Source organism: Gordonia otitidis NBRC 100426, assembly GCF_000248075.1.
GTDB classification, from domain to species: Bacteria; Actinomycetota; Actinomycetes; order Mycobacteriales; family Mycobacteriaceae; genus Gordonia; species Gordonia otitidis.
Genome location: NZ_BAFB01000110.1, coordinates 1 through 6,553 on the forward strand (window position 1 = coordinate 1; position 6,553 = coordinate 6,553).

The 6,553-nt window shown below is 65.4% G+C and carries 4 protein-coding genes; 2 read left to right on the forward strand and 2 right to left on the reverse strand.

The genetic code is table 11. The features are described 5' to 3' along the window. The first annotated feature begins 299 nt into the window (after window positions 1–299). The gene (locus GOOTI_RS11220) at window positions 300–1,508 is read left to right on the forward strand and encodes an oxidoreductase (RefSeq protein ID WP_007238705.1); all 1,209 of its coding nucleotides are present in this window, start codon (window positions 300–302) and stop codon (window positions 1,506–1,508) included. A gap of 1 nt (window position 1,509) precedes the next feature. Here GOOTI_RS11220 and GOOTI_RS11225 read toward each other — a convergent pair whose 3' ends face one another. Further along, entirely contained in the window at window positions 1,510–4,059 is a 2,550-nt protein-coding gene (locus tag GOOTI_RS11225; protein ID WP_007238706.1) for an excinuclease ABC subunit UvrA, read from the reverse strand. A 123-nt stretch (window positions 4,060–4,182) separates the two neighbouring features. Between GOOTI_RS11225 and GOOTI_RS11230 the strand changes: the two genes are divergently transcribed. Next, window positions 4,183–6,246, forward strand: a complete 2,064-nt coding sequence (locus tag GOOTI_RS11230; protein ID WP_007238707.1) for a prolyl oligopeptidase family serine peptidase — start codon at window positions 4,183–4,185, stop codon at window positions 6,244–6,246. Here GOOTI_RS11230 and GOOTI_RS25130 read toward each other — a convergent pair. After that, the coding region (locus GOOTI_RS25130) for a rhomboid-like protein (RefSeq protein WP_007238708.1) at window positions 6,185–6,553 on the reverse strand (369 nt) is incomplete at its 5' end. The two genes, GOOTI_RS11230 and GOOTI_RS25130, sit on opposite strands and share 62 nt — an antisense overlap.

The following is a 6,553-nucleotide window of genomic DNA, read 5'->3' on the forward strand; positions in this document are numbered from 1 at the left end:
ACCGGATCGCGGCCACGTACCCACCTGGACCTGCTCCCAGGACAACTGTTTCAAAGTGATCAGCCACGACTGCCAGCCTACGACGCTGGTGATCGTGCGCGCAGAACGTCCCCCGTACTGGTCGGTAATCGCCCTACATCCATGGTTCTCCGCGAATCCTGCGCGAAGCCGTCACACACGGTGTTTGAATCGCCGTGTGATTGCGTCTCGATCAACGGGACCACCCGCTGGTGGTCAGGCTCCCCGGCCTGAACCATGACAGCTGAAGCAGTTGGATTCCCACACCCCAAGGATCAGACGTGACCTCATCGTCGAGCACAGACCCCTTCGCGCCGGCGCAACTCGGACCGCTCACCCTGCGCAACCGGCTCATCAAGTGCGCGACGTTCGAAGGCGCGACTCCCGACGCGCTGGTCACCGACGAACTCGTCGAGTTCCATCGGGAGGTCGCTGCGGGCGGCGTCGCGATGAGCACCGTCGCGTACTGCGCGGTCAGTCCCGAGGGTCGCACCGACCGACACCAGATCTGGATGCGTCCCGACGCCGCTGCGGGGCTTCGTCGACTCACCGACGCCATCCACGCCGAAGGCGCGCTCGCCGCAGCACAACTCGGCCACGCGGGACCGGTGGCGAACTCGGTGTCGAACGGCGCGAAAGCCCTCGGGCCGTCGCGTATCCCAGCCCCCATGGGAATGTCGGTCACCCGAAGGATCTCGGTGGACGACATCGCCGAACTGCGCGCGACGTTTCGCCGGGCGGCCAGGATAGCCGTGGACTCGGGATTCGACGGACTGGAAATCCATTGTGGCCACAACTATCTGATCAGCTGCTTTCTCTCGCCGCTGCTGAATCATCGCCGCGACGGCTACGGCGGTTCGCTGGTCAATCGGGCGCGTCTAGCGCGCGAAATCGTCGAGTCGGTGCGTGAGGAGGTCGGCGACTCGGCTGCCGTGTGGGTCAAGTTGAACATGTACGACGGCGTCGGCGGCATCGGGCGCATGCGCGGATTCGACGTCGACGAGGCGTGCGAGGTCGCCCGGCTCCTGGAAGCCGACGGCCACCTCGACGCCATCGAGCCGACAGCGGGCAGTTCACTACTGAACCCGATGTACCTCTTCCACGGCGACGCCCCCCGGGAGGCCTTCGCCGACGCTTTCCACGGCGCGATGCGCTGGGGCCTCAAGGCCGCGGGCCCGTTCTTCCTGAAGCACTACGACTACCACCCCGGTTATCTGATGCCGCTGGCCCGCCGACTTCGCGAGAGCGTCGATCTGCCGATCATCCTGCTCGGCGGCATCACCGACCGCACGACGATGGATGCGGCGCTGGGCGAGGGCTTCGATTTCCTCGCGATGGGTCGCGCGCTGCTGCGCGAGCCCGACCTGCCCCTGCGCATCGCCGACGATCCGACTGTCAGCTCGCAGTGCACACACTGCAATCTGTGCATGCCGACGATCTACTCGCGCACGCGATGCCCGCTGCGTGAGTCGGCAGAAGCGCGGCCATAGCTCACCGGCCAAGGTGGTCGGCGAGATAGCGCCCTGTCACCGACTCATCGTTCCGCGCCACCTGCTCCGGTGTGCCGGTGGCGACGATCCGACCACCCTGCTCACCCCCGCCCGGCCCCATGTCGATCACGTAGTCGGCGTTGGCGATCACATCGAGGTCGTGCTCGATGACGATGACCGTTGCTCCCCGCTCGGTCAGTCTGGTCAGTACAGCGAGAAGTGTGCGTACGTCGAGTGGATGCAGTCCGACGCTCGGTTCGTCGAGGACGAAAACCGTGTCGGACTGGTCGCGGTGCAATTGGTTGACCAGTTTCAAACGTTGGGCCTCGCCGCCGGACAGCGCGGGTGTCGACTCGCCGAGGGTCAGATATCCCAATCCCAGCTCGTCAAGAGCCTTGAGGCGCTTGGTTACTCGTGGCAGACCCGATACCTCGTCGACGGCGTCGCGGATCGTGTGTCCGAGGAGTTCCGGCAGTGAGATCCCGTCGCGGGTGTACTCGCGTGCCCGTGGCGCGAATCTGCTGCCCTTGCAGTCGGGGCACACGATATCGATGTCGGGGAGGAACTGGACGTCGAGTGAGACCTCGCCTGTTCCTTCACATCTCGGACACGACAACGAACCGGTGTTGTAGGAGAAATCCGAGGCCGTGAGTCCTGCTGCGCGTGCGGTGTCGGTATCGGCGTAGGCGCGACGCAGATCGTCCATCACTCCCGAATAGGTGGCGACAGTGGACCGTACGTTGACACCGATGGGCGTGGCGTCGACCACCTGTGCATGAAATCGCTTGCCCGCGGGATGGTCGGGAACGTCGAGAGCGAGGACGTGCGCCGGCATCCTTCCCGGAGGCTCGGTGGACGACGCGACGAGCGCCGGGACCAAGGATTCGAGGATCAACGTGGTCTTTCCCGACCCCGACACACCGGTGACCGCGACGAGGCGTCCGCGCGGGAGGTCGACCGTCAACGGTGCCACGGTGTGGATCGCGGAGGTCTCGAGATGGAACGTACCGAGTGCGAACACCTCGTCGGTCGCACACTGCTCGTGCACCACCACATCTGCTGCGCCAGTGAGGAATCCGGCCAGTCGCGAGTCCGGATCGTCCTCGACGTGCGGAACAGTGCCCTGCGCGATGACCCTGCCACCGTCACTTCCCGATCCGGGCCCGATCTCGACGAGCCATTGCGCCCGGCGCAGGATCTGTACGTCGTGGTCGACGAACACCACCGAGTTCCCATCGGCGAGAAGGTCGTTCATCACCCCGACCAATCCTTCGATATTCGCCGGATGCAGCCCGATCGACGGTTCGTCGAGTACGTAGAGCACGCCGGTTGTCCGGTTGCGCACGGCGCGCGCGAGTTGCACCCGCTGACGCTCCCCCGTCGAGAGGGTCGCCCCGGCGCGGTCGAGGGTGAGGTATCCCAATCCCAACTCGACCAACCGCCTGGCCATCCCGAACAGCGTGTCGACGAGGCCCGTGGCCATCTGCTGCATCTCGGGCGGGAGCGTCGTCGACACACTCGGCGCCCAGGCGAGGACGTCGTCGAGCGAGAGCGCGGTGATGTCGGCGAGGTTGCTCTCACCGATTCTCGGTGCGCGGGCCGCCTCACTGAGCCGAGTACCTTCGCAGGTCGGGCAGGTTCCGACGGTCAGAAACCGGCTGACCCGCGCGAGTCGCTTCTCGTTGTCGGCGCGTTTGAGTTCTTCGGTGACGGTGAGTCTCGCATTGCGGAAGGTGAAGTCGAGATCGTGCAGCCCCTTTTTCGACGTGACCGTGATGTGTTTCTTCTCCGCGGGACCGTCGAGCACGACCTGTCGCTCGTCGTCGGTGAGGTCGCGCCACGGGACGTCGGTGCGGACACCGAACTCGCGCGCGATGGCCGGCTGCACGTTGAAGCCGAACATGTTCCACGGCGCCACCGCTCCCTCGTCGAGAGTCTTCTCGGTATCGGGAACGAGCGCGGCGTCGTCGACGGTGCGAACCACCCCTGTGCCACTGCAGGTCGGGCATGCGCCGCGTGAGTTGAAGGCGAGGTCCTCGGCACCGGGCGCGTGGACCTGTGCGCCGCACACCGGGCACGAGAAGGGGCGTTCGGCGGCGACGTCGATCGTCGGTGGGACGTAGTGGCCGTTGGGGCAGCGATGCGACGCAAGCCGCGAGAACATCAGCCGCAACACGTTGAGCAGCTCGGTCGATGTGCCGAACGTCGAGCGCACGCCGGGCGGCGCTGGTCGCTGACGCAGGGCGAGCGCGGCCGGGACGTGCTCCACGGAGTCGACGTTCGCGCGAGCGGCCTGCGCCATGCGCCTGCGCGTGTAAGTCGACAACGCTTCGATGTAGCGGCGCGAGCCCTCCGCGTAGAGCACGCCGAGAGCCAGCGACGACTTGCCCGACCCCGACACACCGGCGATGCCCACGAGCGCACGCAGCGGGATGTCGACGTCGAGGTCGCGCAGGTTGTTGACCCGTGCGCCGCGCACCGAGATCTGATCCGGCTCGGCGTTGCGGGGCACGATGTCGGCGGGCACGGCACGGTCGGCGGTACGGCTCACCTGTTCGAGGGTATCGACGCGACGTCGGTCCGTTGCGTCGGAGACCGGCGGCACTCCGCTAGGTTGGCGAATGGGTCCGTGTGACCAGCAGACCCACTCATCGCCGACGGGAGGTTGCGCACGATGACATCCGATGCCACCACAGGTACCGACGATCCCTATCTCTGGCTCGAAGAAGTCACCGCCGACCGCTCCCTCGACTGGGTTCGCGAACACAACGCACCCACCGTCGAACGGCTGACGACGTCGAAGCGATTCGCCGAGATCGAGGAACAAACCCTCGAAGCCCTCGACACCGACGATCGAATTCCCTACGTCCGACGCCGCGGCGAGTTCCTGTACAACTTCTGGCGCGACGCCGCCAACCCGCGTGGCCTGTGGCGGCGCACGACGCTCGAGTCCTATGTCACCGACGCCCCGGAGTGGGACGTGTTGATCGACGTCGACCAGTTGGCGAAGGACGAGGACGAGAACTGGGTCTGGAAGGGCGCCACGGCGTTGCGGCCCGACTATCGCCGCGTACTGATCTCGCTGTCCCGAGGCGGCGCCGATGCCGCGGTGGTCCGCGAATTCGACCTCACCACACGTTCCTGGGTCACCGACGGCTTCACGCTGCCCGAGAACAAGTCCTCGGTGAGTTGGATCGACGAGGACAACGTCTACGTCGGCACCGACTTCGGCATAGCCCCCGACGGCCATAGTTCGCTGACCGACTCCGGGTATCCACGCATCGCCAAGCGTTGGAGGCGCGGCACGCCGCTGGACGAGGCCGTCACCGTTTTCGTCGGCGAACCGTCGGACATCTCGATCCGGGCCGTCTACGACGATACTCCCGGCTTCGAACGTCACTTCATCTCCCGTTCAACGGATTTCTTCAATTCCCTGCTGTACGAGAACCGTGCAGGCGACCTCGTGCTCGTGGATGTCCCGACCGATGCCTATGCGGGCGTGCGACACGACTGGTTGCTGGTCATGACGCGTTCACAGTGGTCGCCGACGGGGCCCGAGGGCCCGACGTACGATCCGGGCACGCTGCTCGTGTTCGACTATCCGAGCTACCTCGACGGCAACCGCGACGCCGTCGTGTTGTTCGAACCCGACGCCCACACGAGCCTCGTCGATTTCGCATTCACCGAGCACTACCTGATCATCACGACGCTGCACGACGTACACACCTCGATCGCCGTGCTGACCGCTGGAGACTGGACTCCCGTCGAGGTGAACGGATTACCCGACATGGCAACGATTTCCGTCCTCGACACCGATCCTGATCACAGCGACGAGGTGTTCTGGTCGGCCACCTCGTTCACCGAACCGCCGAGTCTGTTGCATGGCACCATCGGTGCCGGTGACGCCACCGTGATCAAACGCAGTCCCGAGTTCTTCGACGCGTCGTCGGTGACCACCGAGCAGTATTTCGCAACGTCCGACGACGGCACCCTCATCCCCTACTTCGTTGTCCGGCGTACGGACGTCACGCACGGACCGGCCCTGCTCTATGGATACGGCGGATTCGAGAATGCGCTCACACCGGGCTATCTCACCGTCGCGGGACGCGCATGGATCGAACGCGGCGGCATCTACGTCATCGCCAACATCCGCGGCGGCGGCGAGTACGGCCCGGCATGGCACACGGTGGCACAGAAGTCGGGACGCCACCTGGTCTACGAGGATTTCTCAAGCGTCGCAAGGGATCTGGTCACCAGACGCTTCACCACGCCAGCGCAGTTGGGTGCACAAGGCGGTTCGAACGGCGGTCTGCTGATGGGTGTCATGCTCACCCGGTATCCGGAGTTGTTCGGGGCGCTGGTCTGTCAGGTGCCACTCATCGACATGTACCGCTACCACCTCCTGCTCGCGGGAGCGTCGTGGGTCGCCGAGTACGGCAACCCCGAGGATCCGGCGGAGTGGGCGTTCATGGAGCCGTTCTCGCCTTACCAGAACATCCGGCGCGACGTGAAGTACCCACCGATCCTGGTGACGACGTCGACCCGTGATGATCGTGTGCATCCCGGCCATGCGCGCAAACTCGTTGCGCGACTGGAGGAAAACGGCCACACCGTCGACTACTACGAGAACATCGAGGGTGGGCACGGCGGCGCGGCCGACAACAAGCAGGCGGCGTTCAAGTCTGCGCTTGCCTACGAGTTCTTGTGGGAGACATTGGCTGACGACGTCGCCGAGTGATCGGATACCAGGCGAGTCCGACCAAAGCCGCGCTGAGATGCCCGATGTTGGTGAACGTGAGCTCGGTGATGACGGGCACGACGTAGTAGACGGTCACGCCCGCGAGGTAGAACCAGCGCCAGGGGCGGGCGATCCGGTACGTGAGCACCGCGGCGATCCCGGCGAAGAAGTAGCTCACCCCGACGTCCTGTACGTGGATCATGTCGAGGCTGCGCACCCCCTCGTGGATCGCGAGCGCTAACACGCCCTGGCTCACGTAGGTCGCGACCACGTGAGCAGACAAGCCAACGACCAGCCATCGCAGCGA